Raw genomic sequence first — 17,782 nt, forward strand, 5'->3', positions numbered from 1 at the left:
GTCTTTCGTTCGTTGTCAGTATGTGCTTACTTACATTTCTACTTATAGCGATGCGCTCATCGGAGCGCATCAGGTTGTGAGCGGAAAGTCGTTGCAAAGATAGAAAACAATAATATCGTAGACCGCATTCAGTAATTTTCGGGGGAAATCATGGGCTGGATTAACGAGCGCTACTGCCGGTCAGGGAGCCCCCTGCCGCATCTCTTGATAGAGGATGTTGATCACTCCCAAGGTTGCAATAATGGTGGGCTTGAATATTTTTCGCGAAACGGATCATCGTGGCCGTATACAGTCGCCCACGGTATCGTTGATGTAACTGATGTTTCGACAAAATATTACAAGACAACTATTGTTGGTGAGAGGGAGCGAAAAGTCATCTCTTGCACGAAGAACTCACAGGGGAATCTTGTTAATATTCGGCGGATTTGGGCTTACGGCGATACCAACTACGTTCCAGCAAACTACGACAATCCTTGGGATGTGATGCTCATCCAGCTTCATCGAAATTCAACCTATCGGAATCTGTATAATCTTCACGCTCGCCAAATTTTGGTTGAGATCAGAAAGCCCAACGGCCGATACGAAAACCGGGTGCTTGGTCCGAAGTCGCGTTGGGGCGAGTCAATCCCATTTCCGCCCGGCTGGGAAATAACCCACGCGGAATGGGGCGCGCCGGGAACCTGACGCGCCCTGCCTTAGTGGATGTGAGCGGACGAGGACCGCTCACGCGAAATGTCGTCCATCCGCCTTACGATCGTGTCGTGGAGCGCCTCATGGCGATCCTCAAGATCCTGGGAGCGGATGATCGTGTAGTTGATCCGGCCGTAGAGCCTAGACATACACCCCTGCATTATAAGCTGGGTGTGGGTCTGATAGGCCCGATTGTCGGCCGGACGGCTTTCCTTGATCTCGTAATGGTCGAGCTGGCCGAGGATGAAGATATAGTCGTAGAGCTTTGCCGTGGTTTCCAGGCAAAGATCCACATACTCCTCGGCAGCGACGATCTCCTCGGGGGTGGCGCGCATATGCGAGTGCATATCGAACTCACCCATGAGGTATGCGACCATATCGATCGGCGTGCGGTCCACGATTAACGGACGATCTGCCTTCGTGACCATTTCCACATGGTCATTGAGCAAGTGCATCTGCAGTTCGAGGCGCGAACGAATGGACATCGGGGCTACGGGATCAAACCCATGCTTCTTGCCGCATTCGGTGATGGACGTGGGCATGTAAGTGATGCCCAGGTCTTCTGCCACCCGCTTTGCGAGGGTGGTCTTACCAGTGCCGGACGCGCCGGAGATGCCAAACAGCATATTACTTGCCCGTCGAGCCGAAGCCGTTTGCGCCGCGGGCCGTGTCGTCGAGGGACTCGGCGACGGTGAACTCGGCACGAATGACAGGCGCGATCACCATCTGCGCGATACGGTCGCCGGTCTTGATCGCAAAGTCTTCCTTGCCCGTGTTGAGCAGAATTACCTTCACCTCGCCGCGATAATCGCTGTCGATCGTGCCCGGTGCGTTGACCACAGTAATGCCGTTCTTCGCAGCCAGACCGGAACGCGGGCGAACCTGGGCTTCCGTGCCAGTGCTCAGTTCGATGGCGATGCCGGTCGGAACGATGGCGCGCTCGCCAGGAGGGATTACCAATTCGCCATCGACGACCGCGTAAAGATCCGCGCCGGCCGCTTCATTCGAGCCGTAGGTCGGAACCTTGGCCTTGTCGTTCAAAAGCTGGACGCGAACGCCCGTGGTTTCGTAAAGTGATGCACCCATTTGGTTCTCCTTTATGCAACGCCGAGGGCGGATGCGACAGCCCTGGCTAGATGTTCTTCGCACGCCTTGACCGCAGCTTCTTCTGCGGCCCTGCGAGAGGGGTAGGGACTAGACCAGGGCGCACTTTCGTCGCCGGCCGGGTGACGGAAGCACCAGCCGCCCTGGCGCTCTGCCACGTCGAAGCTCATGGTGATGGTGCTCATGCCGCGTCCTTCACGTATTCGCCGGCAAGCGTCTTGCGGAACTGGATCCAACCAGGTCCAAAATTGCCGCCCAGGTCCGGGTTCTCGAAGATCATCTTACCATTGCCCAGGTAGAGCTTTGATCCGCGGTCGGGGGTTGCCTGGTGTTCGGTCGGCGAGGCGTGCAGCGGTGATGATCCGACAAGCAGATCATACCGTTCCAGTTCGCGCTCGATCGAGGCATCGCCATCGAACGGAGCGTAGGAGATGCGGGCCGAACGAGCGACCGACAGCTTCTGCAGGACATCGAGGCTGTGGAACTTCTTCTCCTGGCGCGTGACGTAAGGCAGATGCCAATCGCCATGCAGGAGGGTCTGGTATTGCGCACCAGCCAGAGCCTCGCGCACCATAATCGCGAGGTCATGGAAGTGCGGCTCAGCATCGTCGTGATCGCGCAGATGCAGGAAGTTCGCCCACGAGGTCGAGGTGATCAACGTGTGCTTCCAGGTGAAGGGCGCAATCAGACGGTTGGCGACCTGCTTATGATATCCGGCCTCGCCAAACGCTTCTGCGAAGCCTGCGGCCGTCCTCGCCGCGTGGCGCCAAGCTTCCTCGCGATCAAGGTCGTTACATTCCAGCTCCATCGGAATGAAGTCGGTCGGAATGCGGGTATTACATTCTTCTAAAGCCTGCATGCCGCGCTGGTTCTTGCCCCAATGCCACGGCACGAACGGATCGTTGCGAACTTCTTCGACCATCGTCTTGATCGGAACCGCGCGCATCGAACGGGCGTTGCGCGAGAAGACCCGGTGCGTCATCACTTCGCCGTGGATGATATCCGGATAGTGCAGGTGCATCGTGATCAGCGGCAGAGCCGTGGTGTCGGCCGGGCGAGACGCAAGGACGATCTTTGCGAACATTCGATCAAGACCCGACATTGATCTGTGCCTCCAATTCAGCGATCCGACGGCGCTGGGCGCGGTTTTCTTCAAGCTGCTGGTTGTTATGGTTGAGAAGCTCGGCCACGCGCTTATTGTGCGCCTCGACCAGAGTTTCGTCGGTGATTTCCACGACGGTCGTCTCATTGATGACGATCGTGGTCGGCTGGCGCCGGAACAGGCCAAACATGGCTTCTCCTTCTATTAGAACTTTGCGAAATTCTCGGGCTGGTCCGATGCTTCGAGCGGATCGGGTTCGATGAAGACCTTGATCTTCACGCGGCTTGCGGCCTCGCCGATCGACTTTTCGAGCGCCACCTTGACGCCCTTCTCGGTCGCATCGAGAACCAGTTTCGGATAGTTGGTCCGGCTGCCATGCTTGTCGGCGAGGCGCTGGGCCAGGTTCTCCAGGAACTGATCGTCCTTGAGGAGCTGGTTGATGCGCTCGTCGGCGCGGGCGCGGACCTGGTAGCTCACGTCCTTCGAGCCACCGATACCGTGCTCGTTGGCAAGAATGTTCTGGATCTGACCGGTCAGGAACCACTTGAGCGCGGCCTTGTCGTCCTGATGCAGCTTGTCGAAGAAAGCCTTTCCGCGCTTTTCGAGTTCGTCCGGAGTCATATCTTCCTCTTGAGTAAGTGCTTACTTAACTTATAGCGTGAACGAATTGGAACTGCGCATTTTGTTCTCGGCGGCAGTGTTTTTTTATTAGTGCTACGTCTTGTAAGACTCGCCAGTCATACCTATTGTAAGACTCGTTGGTTCCTATGGTTTACGTTTGATTGGATTGATTATGTTTGGTGCCACGGACTTGGAAATGGAGATCCTGCGGCTTTTGACTAGCGGACGCCGCCTCTATGGACTTGAGATGGTAAAGGAGTCGGAGAAATTGAAACGGGGAACGATCTACGTCTACCTCGGCAGGATGGAAGACAAAGAGTGGATTAAATCGGAAGCCGAGAAGGAAGCTTCGGTTCCGGGACTGCCGCGCAGGCGCTATTGGATCACTGGTAAGGGCCAGCGGGTCTTCGACCGCGCCAATGAAATGCGGAGGCAGTATGACGCGTTTGGTGAAGGATACGCGGTATGAGTGACGACAATAAAAAAGAGAGATCATGTTACGATGTCATTTTTCACCGCGAGGGAATTCCTTCCTACATTCAGGTGAAAACCTACGGAAAAGGCACAAAGAAAATTAGCCCTGCGAACGAGTGGAATCTCCAAACTCAAGAGCATTTTCTTGCGATCACGCGGGCTATTCGAGAGACTCATGTTAATCAAGTCAACATGTTAGTCTCGTTTGAGGACAATCAGGCCAAATCCAAGGCCGTATACATCGAGACCGAGCTTCTCCAAGCTGAAAAAATATTGGACAGTTGGAAGATTGAACCAGAAGTGCCCTTGGCGGCACCCGTCATCGAACGGCCACCTGGGCACCGCGTCATAGTGATACTTCAGACGGTTCTGCCAAAATCCGTCTTCGAACGGGTGTATGGCCAGATGGTAGCCGATTCGCGCGAAGAGTATTACGAAGCCCTTCAGCAAGGCGACTGCGAGGAGGCGAAAAAGATCAAGTGGCAACTCAATTACCACCTGATCATGTCCGTTGTGGAATACTTTGCGAGCCTGCCGGCCCACTTGCTGACAAAACCTTTGAAGATGTTCGACAAAGGCGAATAAGGTGGGGCCGAAGCCCCACCTTTCTAAAATTCAAGATATTCGACAAGCTGGTCATACCCACCAATAAGCACCCCATCGTGGAAGACCTGCGGAAAGGTCGTGTAACCGGCGTCCTTAAACCGCTGGACCTTCTCCGGCGTGTCGTGGTCGGTTACGGTGAAGTGCTCCTTGTTGCTCTTGAGAAGAGCCTTCGCGCGGACGCAGTAGTTGCAGCCCGGCCTCGTCATGATGTGATATGCCATCTTACGCCTCGCACGCTACGCACGAAGCGTTGGCACGGGCCAGCTCCTGTGCCTTGTTCATTCCCTTGCGGTAGTAGAGAGACTTTGAGCCGCCCTTCCATGCCGCGACGATGATGTCGATGTCGTCCTTCATGGTGGCTTCCGGCGGAAGCTGAACGTTGAAGGAGATGCCCTGGTCGACGAACGGCGTGCGGTCATTGTTCTGACGCACGAGCTCCATCTGGTCGATATCGACCCACGGCTTGTAGGTGTCCTTCTGGCGCTGGGTCAGGAAGTCCAGATGCTCGACACGGCCGCCTGCAGCCAGAATGGACTGCCAGACCGAGGTCGTGTTCATGCCCAGCCGGTCGAGCAGCTTGACGAACTGCGGATTGTAGTTGGTGAACACACCCTTCGCGTTGTCGTTTTCGAAGACGACAGCTTCCCACGGCTCAATCGACTGCGAGACCTGGCCGCAGATGATCGAGGACGAGGTAGTCGGGGCGATCGCGTTGACCGTTAGGTTGCGATAACCAGTGCCCTTGAGACCTTCAGGCTCGCCCAGGATGATCGCCAGGTCGCGGGATGCGGCGTGGGACTCGTCATGGAGATACTTGTGGATCTCGATGTTGAGGTCGCGGGCTTCCTGCGTCTCGATCGGGATTTCACGCGACTGCAGGTAGGAGTGCCAGCCGAGCGTTCCGAGACCAAGCGCGCGCCAGCGAACGGCAAAGCGATGGGCGTCGGCGAGCAGCCGCTTTCCTTCGGTCTTGCGGATGTATTCCGACATGACCGCGTCCAGGAAGAAGATCATCTCCTTGACGAAGGTCGTGCCCTTCCATTCCTCGTAGTAGAGGACGTTGACCGAGGACAGGTCGCAGACGAAGCTTTCGTCCGGCCCGGACGGCAGCATGATCTCGGTGCAGAGGTTCGAAGCGTAGATCAGCAGACCGAGCCGCTTGAGGACTTCCGGCCGGGCATTGTTGGCGTTGTCGCGGAACAGGATATAGGGGAAGCCGGTCTCGCGCCGCTTGTTGCGGATCTTCGCCATCATCCGGCGCTTCGGACCACCCTTCGGCTCCGCAAGCATTTCATTCATCCAGTCGTCGCCAATGGTGACGCCGAAGGACAGATGCTGGATCGGATGATGAACGCCTTCGGTCGTGGAACGCATCTGCATCCAGCGATCGGCGTCCTGGTGCTCGATCGGCAGCCAGATGGCAGCATTACCGCGCCGGGTGTTGCCCTGCGAAACGACAGTCACCTGCTCCTGTGTCAGGCGGGCGAAATGGACCGGGCCTTCGGACGTGCCACCGCCCGAGATAGGCGACCCGAACGGGCGCAGCGCGCCCATATAGAGCGAGGTGCCGGCACCTTCCTTAGTCATCGCACCGATTTCGGCGTTCTTGAACAGGATGGAGTCCATGTCGTCGTCAACGAAGGAACCGTTGCACGAGATGGGCAGACCGCGGTTGGTGCCGAAGTTCGACCAGATCGGCGAGGCGGGCGATACCCAGCCGCGCTTCATGCCGTAGCGAACCATCGGCAATTCCATGCCGAGCTCCTTCTCGGCAGCATCAACAAGCGCGTTCGCACGCTTGATGGCCTCATCCTTGAGGTCTTCCTTCGCAATGCCTTCCCGCAGATATCCGCGAGAGAGGGTCTTCAACGAGATATCGTTGAAATGTTCCCAATCAGGGCGCATTCACGTTTCCTTTCGATTTAGAAATTGTCGTCGTCGGCCTGATCCGCCTTCTGGTAGGCGGTCGGCTCGGAGTGGAAAAAGTCGACCTTGGCGGGCGCGAGCAGCCCTTCGGTCATCCAGAAGGTCTCGGCGCGCTCAGCCTCGGAGACCTCGAACATCGGCGTGTAGCCAATGCCTTCGAGCGACTCGTTGAGGCGCTGAGCGACGTAGGTCTTAAGGATCGAGGCGTTGAGCTTGGGCTGGTCGTAGTCGCCGAGCATCCAGTCGATCAGAGCGGCTTCAGCCTTGTAGGCTTCCTGGCACTCTTCCTTGATGCGGGCTTCCAGCTCGGCGTCGAACAGGTCCGGATATTCCACGCGCAGCGTATTGATGATCTTCATGCCGGCCTGGGCATGGAGCATCTCCTCGTTGCGGGTGTATTTCACCTGCTGGGCGGCGTCCTTGAAGCGGTTCTCGAAGCGGTTGAACCAGAGGACGATGTAGAACTGCGAGAAAAGGCTCACATTCTCCACGAACAGCGTGAACAGGATCAGGCTGTAGATGAACTGCTTCTTGTCGTCGTTGGCGAATGCCTTGTCCTTGTGCTTGGACAGGTAGCCGACACGGCCGGCGATTGCCGGCACGTTCATGTTTTCCTTAAACACGCCCTGCAGACCGAGCTTCTTGAGGAGCTTCTCATAGGCGTTATTATGGATGACCTCGATGTAGCCCATCGTGATCCCGAGATCGGAGATAGAAGGATGAGGCAGAATGCGACCGAGTAGCGGCCAGAATTCCTTCACCTGAATTTCGATCTGGGCGATCGCAGCGAGGCAGCGCTTGATGATTTCGCGCTCCTGGTCGGTCAGGCGGAGCTCGTAGTCGGTCACATCGCTGTCGAAGGTGAACTTCTTGGCGGTCCAGAAGCCGTCCTGCATGGCTTCGATGAAGTCCTGAGCCCAAGGATAGAGGTCGGGGAGACGTTCGACCTGGCGTTCGAAAAGCATGGTTATTCTCGTCGGTTGGGAATGGTTGAACCCGACGCTAGGTCGGGCTCACATCATAAGTAAGTAAGCCCTTACTTACTAGACTTGACAAATAAAAAGGTGGTCTCAGGCTGCCTGCGGGACCGACCGGAGAATGGCAAGCGTCTGCTGGAAGGAAGGCGTCCTGATGCCCGCTTCCATGATCGCAACCGCGTCAGCCAGGTGCTCGTTCTTCTTGACCGGAACCATGATGCCGCCCCGCTTCGTCAGGAGCCACGGTGCCTTCGGATACTTGCCGAACGCCCATTCGATCATTTCATCCTTGGATGCGGTCTTCGTGCCGACGGCGCCAAGCTTGGTTTCCGCAGGGGATACCTCGATACCCGGAATGGGGATGCCGGCATAGGTGCCGATCACGATACCGAAGCCGAGAACGGCGTTATAGTCCTGGCCGCCCGACGGCACTTCGTAGAAGACGGTCGTAACGCCCTTGAGGGCTGCGTGAACGCCAATGCGTAGCTCGGTTGCACGGGCCAGATTGTCGGACGACGCGCGAATATTCTTGACCTTCGACTTCTCCGTCTCAACCAAGGTCAGATCCTTGACTTCAAGGGCGAGCGTGTCGAGGTCGAGCCAGGCAGTCGCAATGCCGAAGTTGCGCAGAGAGCCGTCGAGGCCCGCGATGAGAATCTTGCCCATTAAAAGGCTCCATAATTCGGATTGAAGTTGTTGATCCGGGTTTTCAGATCGGCAATCTCTTGTTCAATGTCGGTCAGGTCAGGTGCGGGAGGAGGAGGCGGCAAGGCGGCAAGCTTAGCCTGCAGGTCAAAGAGCTGGTTCTGGAGCCGGGCAATATCAGGGTTACTAGTCGGATATCGATTGCGCTGAACGACATCAGCGACAACATTCGGGTCCAGGGCCGAGCGCGCCTGCAGCGCCACGATCATGTTCCCGAGAAACGAGACCTCGTGCGGCTCAAGTTCATAGGAGATCGTGCCATCGGTGGCATAGACGCTCCGCATCAGAATGCCCCGAACAGCTCGTTATTCTGCAGAGCCATTTCCGTCTGCTTCTTCTCAAGCTCGGCTTCGTTCGCCTTGGCGTTGAGGCGCTCGGCGACGACGGAGTTGACGATGGTGTTGAAGTTCTCGCCTTCGACGCCGAAATGCTTGGCAACAGCCGCACCAATCAGCGGAAAGGTGAAGTCGACCTCCTTCGGGTTAAGCTCGGCCCACTTGTATTCCTGGGCGTCTTCCGGCGTCATGCCAAGGATGAGCTTGCCCTGGGTGCCGACATAGGCGTATTCGACGGCGAACAGCCAGCCGGCCATCAGGGTCTTCTTCTTGAAATTCCCGGCTGCGTATTTCACCGTCGCCATCGGGGTTCCATCGACCTCGAAGAACTCACCCTTGAGAGCGGCAACAATCTCGTTGCCGACCTGTTCGAGGATCTTCTTGGTTTCGGGATGCTGATCGGCCTTGACCTTCGGCATCGCTTTCTCCTTCTAAGTAAGTGCTTACTTAATATATAGCGCTTTCTTCTGGGGAACGCACAAAATATTGTGTTGGCTACATCGATGCGCCCGCTGCATCCTCGGCAGCGCTATCGAGCCTGTCCGTTACGTTTTCGCCAAGAGCCGCACGAAGGTCGTCGAACGCCTTCTGCTTCTTGGCGTCATACTCCTGCCAGGACCAATCCGAAGCGAAGCGCTCAGCGCCCGGCGCTTCCTTTCCGTCGGGTGTATCCCAGCAATCCTTCTCGGGCTCACCATTAACGGACTCGACGTAGGCGATCGCTGCCTTCTTGATTGCCCGAAGCTGCGCGAACTCGGTCTCGACTGCGTTACTCACGCGCTGGAAGGTCGAACGCGGCGCCGGAGAGCGCAGGTATTCTTCACAACGTTCGACTTCCGAGGGCCGCAAGAGGTGCGGCGACTTTCCACGCGACGCCGCCCAGGCGAACCTCAGCAGTTCAATCAGATCGCCAGGGTAGGGCGGTTCAAATACGATTTCTTCGGTCATCCCATTTCTCCGATCTTCACGCCGAGCCAGACGGCTCCGCAGACTGCGCCGATGAGCCAGATCGCAATTCCGACGACCGGGACCAGGACGAAGGCTTCAAGCCCACCCTTGCGATTGAAGAACAACGTGAGCAGTCCGCCGATATAGCCAGCCAGAAAGACGCACACGATGTAGATTGCGGCTGCGCCGGTGAGTTCGAGCGGGGTCATGCTGCAAGCTCCGTGACGCGAGTGGTCTTGTTGGCGAGCTTCTCGACCAGGAGCACCTGCTTGATATGGTCGCGCAGCTCGTTATGGGAGACCACGAAGACCGACCCACGTTCGCGTGCCTTTTCCTCCAGAATCTGCATGAGCCGTTCCAGGCCGGACGCATCGAGCGCGTCATCGATTTCGTCGCCGATGAAAAGGTCAATCGGCTTGGTCGCGCGGGTCGCCACAAGATCCTGCAGCGCGAGAGCTGTCGAGATCCTGACCTTGCGCTTTTCACCACCGGACAGACCCTTGAAGCTTTCACCGCCCGTCGCGTTGGTCACGTCGATGGTGAACTTCTCCTTTAAATTGCCCTTGGCGTCAGGCGTCAGGGTGTTCCAGGTCGCCTCAATATTGCCGTCGGACAGGATCGCCAGGTATTTCGCCGTCTGCGAATTGAGGAACGGCGTCACGTCGTCAAGGATCGTGGCGCGTGCACCGGCAGGTCCGTAGACCTTGACGGCCTCGGTTTCGAGCGCGACTTCCGCTTCCTCATCCTTGATCTTCGAGGCAAGCTCGTTGGTCTTGGCCTCAGCGTCGGCTAGCTCCTTGGTCAGACGGATGACGGTTGCCGCGTGCGGGTTCGCTTCCGCCTGAATTGCGACCAAGCGATCACGCCAAGTCTTGGCCGTGTTCGCAAGACTGACCTGCTTACTCACCAGATCGTTGTAGGATGCAAGCTCACGTTCGAATGCAGAGCGCTGGGCAGCGACCGCGCTGATGTCAGTCATACCTGCTGCGAAAATGTCGCGAGCGGCCACAGCTTCGCTGTGAGCTTCTACCGCAGCCTCGTGATCAGCCTTCGCCTTCACGAGTTCCGCAGCCCTCTCATCGATACGAGCCTTCGCCGAATTGGTCGTGGCGCGCAGTTCATCTGCGGTCAGCGGGCGACCGCACTCCTTGCAGGGGCAGCCGAGCTGGTGCTGAATGCCGGCAAGTGCAGCTTCGGCCACCGAATGCTCGCGCGCAACCAAGTCGAACCTGTATGCGGTGTTGTTGACGGCCGTGTGAGCAGCGGCCACCTTGGCGTCATAGGTGCGTAATTCCGCCTGCTGCGTGCCCACGGCTGCGATCTTCGCATCGCAGTCGGCGATGGAAGCCTCGATCTTGCCCTTGTCGATCGCCTCGATCGATGCCTTGATCGTCTTGAGGTGCGGAATGATGGCCGCGATCTCATTCTTGGCCTCCGCCTCGCGGACCTTCATCTGGCCTTCCCAAGACCCAAGGGAACTCTTGGCGGAATGAAGCTGGGCACGGAGAAAGCCTTCCTGGCTACTTGCCGTCATGTGCTCGGCGTTCGCCGCTTCAAGCTTCTTCTGGGCGGCGAGAAGACCCTTGCGGGCGATCTCATGTGCGCCTTCGAGCAGGGATGCGCCGGAAGCTTCCTCGATCAGAACCTTCAAGTTCTTGTCGGTCATGCCGGGGAGGTCGGGCATCTGTTCCTGCCCGGCGTAGATCGACGCCGCAAAAACTTCGAGGCTGGATCCGATAACCTTGTTGGCCTCAATCTGCGTCAGAGCGTCCTTGCCCTTCGTCAGGTCGGTTTCCTTGAAGCCGTCGAACTGCTTTAATGTGAAGGTGTTCTTGCCGGTCTTGTGCTTACGATAGCGCGTGGCCGTATAGGTCATCGTGCCGTCGATCACGACGGAGCGGACGAAGCAGTCCTTCTTGGCATCGCGGTTGATCACGTCATCGCCGGAGACGCCGCGCGCGGTGGTGCCGAACCAGCACCAGCAAAGAGCATCGGGAATGGTCGACTTGCCGGCGCCATTGGAGTCAGCGGACGTGTCTGCCTGGTTGTCGCCCTGGATCAGGACGAGGCCGCGATCAGCCAGGTTCAGCTTGGCGTTGGTGATGGCGAGGAAGTGCTGGATTTCGAGTTCGGGAAACTTCACGGGTCGCTCCTCGTGGTCTGCACCGCAATCGGCACCTGCTTGGTGCAGTTTTTACCGCAACTCTCGGCGTGGAAGCCGGTCGTGGTGCCGGAGCAGTTGGAATAGTAGACGTATTCGCCGGCGTCCTTGAACCGATAGACCTTGCAGCCCTCGTATTCGAACATCTTGGAGACCGGCACGTTCGGATTGTCGCTCTGCCCCGTGGAGACGGGATCCTTGCCACATGCGGCGAGAAGGATCGCGGCGGAAAAGAGTGCGAGGATTTTCTTCACGAACGCGCTCCCGCATTGATCGCGGCTGCCAGATTGCCGGATGCAGCAGCGCTCTGCGCGGCCGCCTTCCCGCTCGGTGCGCTCGTTGTCGCCAACGGCTTATTCTTCCCGCTCGGGACGGCGCCGCGGAACTCGGTCTTGGCCTTCTTGGCGCCGTGCGAACGCTGAGCTTCGGTCATGTAGTAGGGCTCGATGCGCCAGTTACCGAACTTCTTGTAGCTCTGGGCCGTCGAAAGCGGCAGGGCGTGCAGCGTCTGCGGATAGTCCATCTCGTATTCGCCGGTCTTTCGACCCTTTTCATCGAACTTGGACACGACCTGCTTGGTCGTGAAATGCACCGTGTAGAGCTGGGTCATGATGTCGTTTCCTGTATCAAATCAATGCTTTGATATGTTTTGACATATCAGCGAATGGAGTTCGTCAGGCTTCTTCGAAGATCGAGCGGCTTTCATCCAGGATCGCCTGGCACCGCTTCTTGAGCTTCTCCTTGTCGATCGATGCCGGGATCGCCTTGGCCGTGTCGATGAAGTTCGCGACCGACTGGTCGATCGTCAGCCCCTTGGATGCAGCAGCCGACGGACGAGTGGCGACCGTGGTCTTCGGAACCTCGATCGAGACACCGAGAGCACCCCACTTGCGGAACTGGTCGCGGAGCTCGTTGATTTCGGCCTGGGTCATGGTCGGGCCGCGGAAGCGGACGTAATTGCCGCGGCACTCGATCTCCATGTCCGTCTCGTCGAGACCGGTCAGATCGGTGAACTTCGGTGCGCGGGTATCGTGGAACGACACCGCGTCGCTATCGGTATCGACCATCAAGAAGCCGGCACGAGTGCCAACATCGCCCCAATTGTGATGAGTGGTCGCGCCGATCGACACGACTGCGCCGTCTTCGAAGATGACGTGGTTATGGTAGTGGCCGGCATAAATGCGCTTGAAGCCAAACTTAGCCAAGTCGGCTGAGGTCAGACCGTGCGCCGGCATACCAGACAGAACACCGTCGATACCTGCATGGATAAAGACGTGCATATCTGCGTGGGCGGGATGCGCCGACAGGTCGCCCAGATCTTCGAGAAGATCCTTGAGTGCCGCGCGCCACGGCACGAAGCCGAACCACTGGCCTTCGACCTGGAAGGACGTGACCTGATTGTAGCAGCGGAACATGCCGCCCGCGATCGAGATCTGGGCAAGGTTCTCGATCTGCGAGGACAGCGCACGACTATCCTTCGACTTCAAATCGTGGTTGCCGGGAATCGCGTGAATATCGATTCCCATGTTGAGAATTTCTTCGACGGTCGCGCGCAGCGGGTTCAGCACTTCCGGATCAATCGATCCGCGCGTGTGGAAGATGTCACCGGCGATGAACATGCTCTTGCCGCCCTGCGCCTGCAGGGTCAGCGCCGCGCGCTGCAGCTCGGAGAGGATGAGCGACAGACGGGTGTTGATACCGTCCACTCCAGTCGAGGAGTAAACGGTCGAGCCATAGGCGTGAATGTCAGCGAGGACAGCGAAGTGCATTGCGATACCTTTCTAAGTAATTACTTACTTACTTATTCACTTATAGCGAAACGCGCGTGGGAGTGCGTCAGGTATAGAGCGGGACTTAAAAGGTCGTCTTGCCGGCAAGCTTGATGAAGTGCTTGTGGTTGACGTAGTGCTGCATGGCGCCGCCCCGCTTCTCGTAGTTGCGGAACGTGAACTTGGTCGGATCCATGCAGGTTTCGAGCGTCGTGATATAGATCATGCCGCCTCGTTCGCGCTCGATGACGCCAACGTATTTCACCTTTTTGAGCCGAAACTCCAGCAGGTGATCGTGATCAAAGGCCCATTCTTCCTTGTTGAGGGCCATTGCTGCGGAGATGTTTGGCTCTCCGCAGCAGAAAATTTCGCCACGCCAGCGCCGAGCCAGGTAGCAGAGATCGCCGTTAGACAACTCGTAAACCGCTCCAATAGTGCGGGAGCTGCGCTTCACGACCCATTTCACGTTCGCCTTCGAGAACCGGCGCTGCGGCGGGCGTGGAAACTTCCGTTTCGCTGCCATTCGGGAGGACTCCATTCCAATCGTAGATGCCCTGGGCGCCGCGGATCGGGATCGGATGCTCCAACGTCATCAGGTTCGCCAAGCGCCAGGCAAAGTTCCCGCGCTCCCAATGACCGTATGCCTTCTCCTCGTCAGACACTTCCTCCATGAACTCTTCCGTCATGAGGCAGCATTCTTCGATCATCACCGTGCCAAGTAGATAGCCGCAGGGCAGGGTGTCGAGAGGAGGCATTCCGGTCGTCGCATAGTAATGAGCGAACCGTTCGTCCTCGAAATAGGCGCGCTGCGCTGGCTTCAAACCCTTGGTGGAGGCAATACCGATAGTTTGACCAATGATGGAAGCCGGCGCAGGCCAGGTGCGTGTTTCAAAAGTCTTGAAGCCCTTCACCGCTAACGAGGCGAAGGGCTGCCAGATGGATATTACTTTCATGCTCTGCCCGACTTGCTGTTCGTGTTTACAGATCACTTATAGCAAGTCGGGCGAGGGAGTGCAGGGATTAGGCAGCTTCCTTCGTCTCTTCCGAGACGAGAGCTGCGAGTTCGACATCCGCAACAACAGGCGGCTTGTAGGCGGCCGGCAGCAGTGCGCGCAGCTTGGCAAAGCCAGTCGGACCTTCTGCTTCGATCTGACGAGCCAGATTCTCGCGGGCGATCTCCTTGCCTTCCCAAAAGACAAAGCCCTTCCGAACTTCCTTGCCATCCGGCTTGGTGGTCGGGAACAGCTTCTCTTCGTTCAGGAACTCGATCAGGCTGCGTTCTACGTCAAAGCGACCAGTGCCATCGGGCTGGAACATGAAGCGCCACTTGGCCTTGGCGAAGGGCCGAGCGACCTTGTTCTTTACGAACATGCCCGACACTTCCATACCGAGAACGTCACCGTTAGGGCCCTTGATCTGGGCGGCCGACAGCCACAGGCGCTGCGAGAAATAGAACTCAGGCGCGTCGCCGCCCGTAGTCTTGCGGGGATCACCGAACACGACGCCGATCTTCTTGCGCATCTGGTTCAAGAAGATGACCAGAACGTCATACTTTTCGGCAATCATCGCAATAGCCGGGAAGTGGGCTGACGTTGCACGAGCCAGCGCCGTGTTGTCGTTCATGTTGCGCTCAGCCGCCTCACGAGCATTGCCCTTGGCGTCCTGCAGGACCGACTGCGGAACCATAGCAGCCAGACTGTCGAAGACCCACACAATAGGAGCGTCCTTGGCGATCAACTTCTTATCGCGGATCAAGGCGACGGTCTTATGGAAGGTATCGACAGACTGTTCGAAGGTTTCCGGCTTCTTATAGATGAAGATGCCGGGCGTGGTATCGAGACCGATCTTTTTCGCGACCGACGACATAAACGAGCGCTCATGATCCATAAACGCTGCGATGCCGCCTGCCTTCTGCGCTGCGGTCATCAATGCAGTCGCGATTGCAGTCTTGCCGGACGACGGCGGACCGGCGATTTCGATCACGCGGCCGACAGGGCCACCGTTGTCCCAATTGGCGCTCGATGCGTTGTTGAGGGGCGGAAAGCCAGTATCGAGGAAGTGCTTAACGCTTGCCTCCGGGTCATTCGCGCCAATGACGCCAGCCAGCGCCTTCATGATATCTTCGGGCTTGCTCATGTTTTCTCCTTCGTAAAATCTAAGCGGCAAGCGCCTGACGAGGCGCTCGGAATGCAGGAAAGACGGAGATCCAGTCGTCGAAGTCCTTGAGGATCGACTTGAAAAGCAGGATCTCGCAGAACTGACGAAACTTGTCGGCGTCGGGCGTGCCTTTATCGACCTCAAGCGCCTGGGGCGCGGGACGCGCCGTGGTGCGCAGATCCACAAGATCGATGTTGCGGGAGAAGGTGATCGCCTTGTTCTCGTCTTCGACCAGGTTGCGATACTTCTTCGGCACGCCCTTAAGATCGATAGACTTGTCGAGGATCACGCCATTGGTGAAGTTGGCGACGGAGCCATACTGCTTGATGAACTCGATCGCGCCCTTCTCGCCGATGCCACCCACGCCGGCCACGTTGTCGCCCTGGTCGCCGCACAGCGCCTTAACCTCGACGAACTGACGCACGGTCTCGACACCGGTGAAATCCTGAAAGGTCTTCTGCGTGACGAGCCGGTCGTTGGCGAAATCCTTCCAGACGACACCAGGCCCGACGAGCTGAAGCCAGTCCTTGTCGCCTGTGAGCAGGATGATACGGCTGCCGGTCTTCGTGTAGCGGTCGGTCAGGATCGCCCCGAGGTCGTCAGCTTCCATGTTGAGCGACCAGACCTGGGGAATGCCGAGAAACCGGAGAGCCTTCTTGATATAGGGCACCTGCTTCTTGTAGGCGTCCTTCATCTCCTGCATCCGGATCTCGTTCTTCGTCTCCTTCCGGTCCCGGTTCTCCTTGTATTCGGCGAACATCAGCTTGCGCCAGGACACGCCGTCCCACAGAACGACCGGCTGGTAATCCTGAAAACTTGCAACGTGCGACCGGACCCCCTTCAACAGATGATAGATCGCCTGGACCTGGGTCTCTCCGATCGAGAGCGGCTTGGAATTGTTGTAATAGTGACCGAGCGAGTTGCCGTCGATCAACGTGTAATTGGTCATTGAAACCTCGCAAGAGAAAGGCGACGACGCCGGGAGGAAAGGCGTCGTCGCAAAGCCTCATCCGCGACGATGAGGCGGCCAGAGCGGGGAGGGGACGACCCGCTCGGCAGATGCTGATCACACGAGGTTATCGAGCTCAGCGAGGATCGCGTCCTGTTCGGAGACAGGCAGCGAGGAGATGCCGGACGCGGGAGCCGCGGTCTCGGCCGGAGCAGGCGCCGGCGTTTCAAGCGCGGCGAGCTCGGCGGCTGCTTCCTGCTGGCGACGCAGGATTTCGGCCTTGCGGGCTTCGATCGCCGGATCGACTACAGGTGCGGCTGCGGTCTCGACCGGAGCGGCAGCAGTCTGTGCAGCGGCGGGTGCCGATGCGGTAGAAGCGTCGGCGACGGCAGCAGCCGACGAAGACAGAGCGGCAGTCGGCGTGCGGACACCGGCAGCAGTTGCAGGACCGGTCAGAGCCGGAACGGCGACGCCTGCAATCTGGGCGATGCAGTTGAGCGCCTTCTGTTCCTCACCGCGGAAGAAGTTCTGCGCGATGAATTCGTGCAGGTCCGTCGTGCGGCCGAGAACGTCCGGAGCAACCGGCTTCGGCGGAGCAGGATCGACCATCACTTCATACTTGGTGTTGAGCCCCTTGCCGGTCTTGGTGATGATAATATCAACACCGGACAACGGGTCGGTGATGTCCTTACCAGCGTCGTCGTAGACGTTGATCAGATCCATAACCTTACCGAAGGTCGTGCTGGTCAGTTCGAGAACGACCGGATCCTCACCGGAAGAGCGGTCGACAACATTGAGAAGGACCGACTTCTTGGCCTTCCACTCGTTGTAGAGCTCCTTGGATTCCTCATCCATTGCCGAGTTGATCGCCATCTCGATAGCGGTGTTCAGGACGGAGGGCTGCTGGTAAACGGTGTCGCAGTCGCCAACGACGGCGAGCGGCTTGCCGTTCTTGTCAGCCTTGATCCAGTGAACGCCGAGATCGGCCCAATACTGGCCGGAAGGAGGGACCCAGGATGCCTGGGCAGAAGTCGGTGCGAGAACGCGATATGCGTTACGACCATCCTTCGGCTTGACGGTCTTCTGGTTGTTGGAAGAATACTTGTTCTTCGCGCTGGAGACCATCTTCTTCAATTCGGGGCTAAGTGCCATATGCGTAGTTCCTTACTGCTTTGTGCTTTGGTGCTTTCGACTTGCCTCGACAGCTATTTAGCTATCTAGCTGTTTACTTATAGCGACGTGTCGATGGGATCGCTCA

Annotated in this window: 26 protein-coding genes; 3 read left to right on the forward strand and 23 right to left on the reverse strand. The window is 57.9% G+C overall.

Going from position 1 to position 17,782, the window contains the following annotated elements; genetic code table 11:
* Window positions 1-150: 150 nt before the first annotated feature.
* On the forward strand, window positions 151-684 hold the full coding sequence (locus tag CRP02_RS27270) for a hypothetical protein (protein WP_143539290.1): 534 nt from the start codon (window positions 151-153) through the stop codon (window positions 682-684).
* Between the two features lie 11 nt (window positions 685-695).
* Here the strand turns inward: CRP02_RS27270 and CRP02_RS00510 are convergent, their stop codons facing one another.
* From CRP02_RS00510 to CRP02_RS00535, 6 genes are read right to left on the reverse strand one after another with little or no spacing between them, the layout of a single operon-like run.
* Window positions 696-1,316 (reverse strand): AAA family ATPase, encoded by a 621-nt coding sequence (locus tag CRP02_RS00510; protein WP_097169851.1) that lies wholly within the window; start codon window positions 1,314-1,316, stop codon window positions 696-698.
* A 1-nt stretch (window position 1,317) separates the two neighbouring features.
* Window positions 1,318-1,776: a dUTP diphosphatase gene (dut, locus tag CRP02_RS00515; protein ID WP_097169852.1), complete on the reverse strand. Its 459-nt coding sequence runs from the start codon at window positions 1,774-1,776 to the stop codon at window positions 1,318-1,320.
* 11 nt (window positions 1,777-1,787) lie between these two features.
* Window positions 1,788-1,979: a hypothetical protein gene (locus CRP02_RS00520; protein WP_097169853.1), complete on the reverse strand. Its 192-nt coding sequence runs from the start codon at window positions 1,977-1,979 to the stop codon at window positions 1,788-1,790.
* Window positions 1,976-2,896 carry an FAD-dependent thymidylate synthase gene (locus CRP02_RS00525; RefSeq protein ID WP_210200289.1) on the reverse strand — a complete coding sequence of 307 codons (921 nt, stop codon included), beginning with the start codon at window positions 2,894-2,896 and terminating at the stop codon, window positions 1,976-1,978. The genes CRP02_RS00520 and CRP02_RS00525 overlap by 4 nt, the downstream gene beginning before the upstream one ends.
* Window positions 2,883-3,086: a hypothetical protein gene (locus tag CRP02_RS00530; RefSeq protein ID WP_097169855.1), complete on the reverse strand. Its 204-nt coding sequence runs from the start codon at window positions 3,084-3,086 to the stop codon at window positions 2,883-2,885. The genes CRP02_RS00525 and CRP02_RS00530 overlap by 14 nt, the downstream gene beginning before the upstream one ends.
* A gap of 14 nt (window positions 3,087-3,100) precedes the next feature.
* Complete coding sequence (locus CRP02_RS00535) at window positions 3,101-3,517, reverse strand: hypothetical protein (protein ID WP_097169856.1); 417 nt, start codon at window positions 3,515-3,517, stop codon at window positions 3,101-3,103.
* 172 nt (window positions 3,518-3,689) lie between these two features.
* On the opposite strand from CRP02_RS00535, the gene CRP02_RS00540 reads away from it, so the two are divergent.
* Both CRP02_RS00540 and CRP02_RS00545 read left to right on the forward strand, forming a co-directional pair.
* Window positions 3,690-3,986 carry a PadR family transcriptional regulator gene (locus CRP02_RS00540; RefSeq protein ID WP_143539291.1) on the forward strand — a complete coding sequence of 99 codons (297 nt, stop codon included), beginning with the start codon at window positions 3,690-3,692 and terminating at the stop codon, window positions 3,984-3,986.
* Entirely contained in the window at window positions 3,983-4,576 is a 594-nt protein-coding gene (locus CRP02_RS00545) for a hypothetical protein (protein ID WP_097169858.1), read from the forward strand. The genes CRP02_RS00540 and CRP02_RS00545 overlap by 4 nt, the downstream gene beginning before the upstream one ends.
* Before the next feature lie 23 nt (window positions 4,577-4,599).
* Here CRP02_RS00545 and CRP02_RS00550 read toward each other — a convergent pair whose 3' ends face one another.
* The 17 genes from CRP02_RS00550 to CRP02_RS00630 form a co-directional block, all read right to left on the reverse strand.
* Entirely contained in the window at window positions 4,600-4,818 is a 219-nt protein-coding gene (locus CRP02_RS00550) for a glutaredoxin domain-containing protein (RefSeq protein ID WP_097169859.1), read from the reverse strand.
* A gap of 1 nt (window position 4,819) precedes the next feature.
* On the reverse strand, window positions 4,820-6,502 hold the full coding sequence (locus CRP02_RS00555) for a hypothetical protein (RefSeq protein WP_097169860.1): 1,683 nt from the start codon (window positions 6,500-6,502) through the stop codon (window positions 4,820-4,822).
* A 17-nt stretch (window positions 6,503-6,519) separates the two neighbouring features.
* Complete coding sequence (locus CRP02_RS00560; protein ID WP_097169861.1) at window positions 6,520-7,488, reverse strand: ribonucleotide-diphosphate reductase subunit beta; 969 nt, start codon at window positions 7,486-7,488, stop codon at window positions 6,520-6,522.
* A 105-nt stretch (window positions 7,489-7,593) separates the two neighbouring features.
* Window positions 7,594-8,166, reverse strand: a complete 573-nt coding sequence (locus tag CRP02_RS00565) for a hypothetical protein (RefSeq protein WP_097169862.1) — start codon at window positions 8,164-8,166, stop codon at window positions 7,594-7,596.
* A complete protein-coding gene (locus CRP02_RS00570) occupies window positions 8,166-8,489 on the reverse strand; it encodes a hypothetical protein (RefSeq protein ID WP_097169863.1) in 324 nt (107 codons plus the stop codon). Before CRP02_RS00570 ends, CRP02_RS00565 begins: the two co-directional genes overlap by 1 nt.
* Entirely contained in the window at window positions 8,489-8,959 is a 471-nt protein-coding gene (locus CRP02_RS00575) for a hypothetical protein (protein WP_097169864.1), read from the reverse strand. Before CRP02_RS00575 ends, CRP02_RS00570 begins: the two co-directional genes overlap by 1 nt.
* A gap of 76 nt (window positions 8,960-9,035) precedes the next feature.
* Window positions 9,036-9,488, reverse strand: coding sequence for a hypothetical protein (locus CRP02_RS00580; RefSeq protein ID WP_097169865.1), 453 nt, complete (start codon window positions 9,486-9,488; stop codon window positions 9,036-9,038).
* Entirely contained in the window at window positions 9,485-9,697 is a 213-nt protein-coding gene (locus CRP02_RS00585) for a hypothetical protein (protein ID WP_097169866.1), read from the reverse strand. Before CRP02_RS00585 ends, CRP02_RS00580 begins: the two co-directional genes overlap by 4 nt.
* A complete protein-coding gene (locus tag CRP02_RS00590; RefSeq protein ID WP_179783893.1) occupies window positions 9,694-11,631 on the reverse strand; it encodes an AAA family ATPase in 1,938 nt (645 codons plus the stop codon). Before CRP02_RS00590 ends, CRP02_RS00585 begins: the two co-directional genes overlap by 4 nt.
* A complete protein-coding gene (locus tag CRP02_RS27050) occupies window positions 11,628-11,903 on the reverse strand; it encodes a DUF4884 domain-containing protein (protein WP_102026093.1) in 276 nt (91 codons plus the stop codon). The genes CRP02_RS00590 and CRP02_RS27050 overlap by 4 nt, the downstream gene beginning before the upstream one ends.
* Complete coding sequence (locus tag CRP02_RS00600) at window positions 11,900-12,259, reverse strand: hypothetical protein (RefSeq protein ID WP_097169868.1); 360 nt, start codon at window positions 12,257-12,259, stop codon at window positions 11,900-11,902. The genes CRP02_RS27050 and CRP02_RS00600 overlap by 4 nt, the downstream gene beginning before the upstream one ends.
* Window positions 12,260-12,323: 64 nt before the next feature.
* Window positions 12,324-13,418: a metallophosphoesterase gene (locus CRP02_RS00605; RefSeq protein ID WP_097169869.1), complete on the reverse strand. Its 1,095-nt coding sequence runs from the start codon at window positions 13,416-13,418 to the stop codon at window positions 12,324-12,326.
* Window positions 13,419-13,503: 85 nt separating this feature from the next.
* On the reverse strand, window positions 13,504-13,833 hold the full coding sequence (locus CRP02_RS00610) for a hypothetical protein (protein ID WP_179783894.1): 330 nt from the start codon (window positions 13,831-13,833) through the stop codon (window positions 13,504-13,506).
* Window positions 13,826-14,371 carry an ASCH domain-containing protein gene (locus CRP02_RS00615; RefSeq protein ID WP_097169871.1) on the reverse strand — a complete coding sequence of 182 codons (546 nt, stop codon included), beginning with the start codon at window positions 14,369-14,371 and terminating at the stop codon, window positions 13,826-13,828. Before CRP02_RS00615 ends, CRP02_RS00610 begins: the two co-directional genes overlap by 8 nt.
* Before the next feature lie 67 nt (window positions 14,372-14,438).
* Entirely contained in the window at window positions 14,439-15,554 is a 1,116-nt protein-coding gene (locus tag CRP02_RS00620; protein ID WP_097169872.1) for a recombinase, read from the reverse strand.
* Window positions 15,555-15,573: 19 nt separating this feature from the next.
* Window positions 15,574-16,524 carry a 5'-3' exonuclease H3TH domain-containing protein gene (locus CRP02_RS00625; protein ID WP_097169873.1) on the reverse strand — a complete coding sequence of 317 codons (951 nt, stop codon included), beginning with the start codon at window positions 16,522-16,524 and terminating at the stop codon, window positions 15,574-15,576.
* Window positions 16,525-16,641: 117 nt separating this feature from the next.
* A complete protein-coding gene (locus tag CRP02_RS00630) occupies window positions 16,642-17,676 on the reverse strand; it encodes a hypothetical protein (protein ID WP_143539293.1) in 1,035 nt (344 codons plus the stop codon).
* Window positions 17,677-17,782 lie beyond the last annotated feature (106 nt).

This window comes from Rhizobium sp. AN5, assembly GCF_900215255.1.
GTDB classification, from domain to species: Bacteria; Pseudomonadota; Alphaproteobacteria; order Rhizobiales; family Rhizobiaceae; genus Agrobacterium; species Agrobacterium tumefaciens.

What these genes read in the sequence shown, in the direction of transcription:
- CRP02_RS00565 (WP_097169862.1), bottom strand. Translation starts at nt 8,166, where the DNA reads ATGGGCAAGATTCTCATCGCGGGCCTCGACGGCTCTCTGCGCAACTTC.
- dut (WP_097169852.1), bottom strand. Translation starts at nt 1,776, where the DNA reads ATGGGTGCATCACTTTACGAAACCACGGGCGTTCGCGTCCAGCTTTTG.
- CRP02_RS00555 (WP_097169860.1), bottom strand. Translation starts at nt 6,502, where the DNA reads ATGCGCCCTGATTGGGAACATTTCAACGATATCTCGTTGAAGACCCTC.
- CRP02_RS00545 (WP_097169858.1), top strand. Translation starts at nt 3,983, where the DNA reads ATGAGTGACGACAATAAAAAAGAGAGATCATGTTACGATGTCATTTTT.
- CRP02_RS00560 (WP_097169861.1), bottom strand. Translation starts at nt 7,488, where the DNA reads ATGCTTTTCGAACGCCAGGTCGAACGTCTCCCCGACCTCTATCCTTGG.
- CRP02_RS00585 (WP_097169866.1), bottom strand. Translation starts at nt 9,697, where the DNA reads ATGACCCCGCTCGAACTCACCGGCGCAGCCGCAATCTACATCGTGTGC.
- CRP02_RS00625 (WP_097169873.1), bottom strand. Translation starts at nt 16,524, where the DNA reads ATGACCAATTACACGTTGATCGACGGCAACTCGCTCGGTCACTATTAC.
- CRP02_RS00550 (WP_097169859.1), bottom strand. Translation starts at nt 4,818, where the DNA reads ATGGCATATCACATCATGACGAGGCCGGGCTGCAACTACTGCGTCCGC.
- CRP02_RS00510 (WP_097169851.1), bottom strand. Translation starts at nt 1,316, where the DNA reads ATGCTGTTTGGCATCTCCGGCGCGTCCGGCACTGGTAAGACCACCCTC.
- CRP02_RS00530 (WP_097169855.1), bottom strand. Translation starts at nt 3,086, where the DNA reads ATGTTTGGCCTGTTCCGGCGCCAGCCGACCACGATCGTCATCAATGAG.
- CRP02_RS00605 (WP_097169869.1), bottom strand. Translation starts at nt 13,418, where the DNA reads ATGCACTTCGCTGTCCTCGCTGACATTCACGCCTATGGCTCGACCGTT.
- CRP02_RS27270 (WP_143539290.1), top strand. Translation starts at nt 151, where the DNA reads ATGGGCTGGATTAACGAGCGCTACTGCCGGTCAGGGAGCCCCCTGCCG.
- CRP02_RS00630 (WP_143539293.1), bottom strand. Translation starts at nt 17,676, where the DNA reads ATGGCACTTAGCCCCGAATTGAAGAAGATGGTCTCCAGCGCGAAGAAC.
- CRP02_RS00580 (WP_097169865.1), bottom strand. Translation starts at nt 9,488, where the DNA reads ATGACCGAAGAAATCGTATTTGAACCGCCCTACCCTGGCGATCTGATT.
- CRP02_RS00570 (WP_097169863.1), bottom strand. Translation starts at nt 8,489, where the DNA reads ATGCGGAGCGTCTATGCCACCGATGGCACGATCTCCTATGAACTTGAG.
- CRP02_RS00620 (WP_097169872.1), bottom strand. Translation starts at nt 15,554, where the DNA reads ATGAGCAAGCCCGAAGATATCATGAAGGCGCTGGCTGGCGTCATTGGC.
- CRP02_RS00540 (WP_143539291.1), top strand. Translation starts at nt 3,690, where the DNA reads ATGTTTGGTGCCACGGACTTGGAAATGGAGATCCTGCGGCTTTTGACT.
- CRP02_RS00535 (WP_097169856.1), bottom strand. Translation starts at nt 3,517, where the DNA reads ATGACTCCGGACGAACTCGAAAAGCGCGGAAAGGCTTTCTTCGACAAG.
- CRP02_RS00600 (WP_097169868.1), bottom strand. Translation starts at nt 12,259, where the DNA reads ATGACCCAGCTCTACACGGTGCATTTCACGACCAAGCAGGTCGTGTCC.
- CRP02_RS00520 (WP_097169853.1), bottom strand. Translation starts at nt 1,979, where the DNA reads ATGAGCACCATCACCATGAGCTTCGACGTGGCAGAGCGCCAGGGCGGC.
- CRP02_RS00575 (WP_097169864.1), bottom strand. Translation starts at nt 8,959, where the DNA reads ATGCCGAAGGTCAAGGCCGATCAGCATCCCGAAACCAAGAAGATCCTC.
- CRP02_RS00615 (WP_097169871.1), bottom strand. Translation starts at nt 14,371, where the DNA reads ATGAAAGTAATATCCATCTGGCAGCCCTTCGCCTCGTTAGCGGTGAAG.
- CRP02_RS00525 (WP_210200289.1), bottom strand. Translation starts at nt 2,896, where the DNA reads ATGTCGGGTCTTGATCGAATGTTCGCAAAGATCGTCCTTGCGTCTCGC.